Here is a 1,488-nt window from a genome sequence, read left to right as displayed (position 1 = left end):
ATCAGGCACGGCATGTCATTGAAAACGTCTTCCGTGCCCTCAAGCGCCGGCGCGGAATCGCTACGCGCTACGCGAAGCTCACCGCTTCCTTCATCGCCGCTATTCATGTCAGGTGTTTATTCCTCTACCTTCCAGTCCACACTACCTAGCGGTTTATCAAAGAAGCAGACTGAAGGACGCCCCATATTTCAGCGGCACGAATTTGAACGCACCTCGCTGTCGTTCCCGATAAAGCTCGGCGTAACGTTCAGATAAACACGGCGCAGCCCAGCTACAATCTAACTTGCGGGGCTGTTCTTTTTATGGGGCTTTGCCCTTATGCCGCGCACGGGCAACGCGCCTAGAAACGCCGCGCGGAATCTGCTACGCTCCCCGCAATGGCTGGTTTTTACGAGTGCTTTGACATCGTCGTGGTCGGCGGCGGGCACGCGGGCATTGAAGCCGCGCTCGCTGGGAGCCGAATGGGGCTGAAGACGCTGCTGCTCACGCAGACGCTCGACGCTGTCGGGCGAATGTCCTGCAACCCCTCCGTCGGCGGCGTCGCCAAAGGCAATATCGTGCGCGAAATCGACGCGCTCGGCGGCGAAATGGCGCGGCTCGCGGACGCGGCGATGATTCAGTTCCGCCTGCTCAACCGCAGCAAGGGACCAGCCGTGCAGGCGCCCCGCGCCCAAGCCGACAAGCTGCGCTACGCCGAGCTTGCCCGAAAGACGCTGGAGGGGGCGGAAAACCTGTCGCTGCTGCAGGACGCCGCCGCCGACCTGCTCACCGAGGAAACCGGCGGCGGGCGCAGAAAGCTTGCCGCCGTCGTTACCGCGCGGGGGCGCACCGTCCCGACCCGCGCCGCCGTGCTGGCCTGCGGCACCTTTCTCCGCGGCAAAATCTTTATCGGCGACTATGAAGAAGCGGGCGGCAGGCTCGGCGAGCCGGGCGCCGCCGCCCTCTCCGCCGCGCTCGTCCGGCTCGGCTTTCCGGTCGGTCGGCTCAAAACCGGCACCCCGCCCCGCGTGCTCAAAAAATCGGCGGACTTCTCGCGCTTCGAGGCGCAGGTCGGCGATGAGCGGGCGCTGCCGTTCTCGTTCGGCGCCGCCGAAATCGCCCGCCCTATGGTGCCCTGCCACCTCGTCTATACGAACGGCGAAACCCACCGCATTATCCGCGAAAACATAGCCCGCTCGCCGCTCTATTCCGGCAGAATCAGCGGCGCGGGACCGCGCTACTGCCCGTCTATTGAGGACAAGGTGCTGCGCTTCCCCGACCGCCCCCGCCACCAGTAAGGCTACCGAGCAATATGCCGAAAGGCGAAACCCCATAGGGCGGATAAGGCGTTCGGCGGTAGCCGAACGACCGAGTTCCTTGAGGGAACTCTATATATAGGCAAGCATAGAGAGCCATAGGGCAAATAAGCATTTACCGAGTTTATCAAGAAGGCTTTGCCGGCGGTTTCCGCGCAGGAGGCTACCGAGCGGGATTGCCGAGGGGCGAAAG

2 protein-coding genes are annotated in these 1,488 nt (G+C 63.4%); both read left to right on the top strand.

Translation table 11 applies throughout. The features are described from left to right. Positions 1–17 precede the first annotated feature (17 nt). On the top strand, positions 18–149 hold the full coding sequence (locus tag AWU74_RS13850) for a hypothetical protein (RefSeq protein ID WP_438816358.1): 132 nt from the start codon (positions 18–20) through the stop codon (positions 147–149). A gap of 228 nt (positions 150–377) precedes the next feature. Then, positions 378–1,277: an FAD-dependent oxidoreductase gene (locus AWU74_RS05490; protein WP_062328424.1), complete on the top strand. Its 900-nt coding sequence runs from the start codon at positions 378–380 to the stop codon at positions 1,275–1,277. Positions 1,278–1,488 lie beyond the last annotated feature (211 nt).

The organism is Treponema endosymbiont of Eucomonympha sp. (assembly GCF_001028545.1).
The sequence above is the reverse complement of the archived record's forward strand: the minus strand, read 5'-3'. Positions and strand labels throughout refer to the sequence as shown.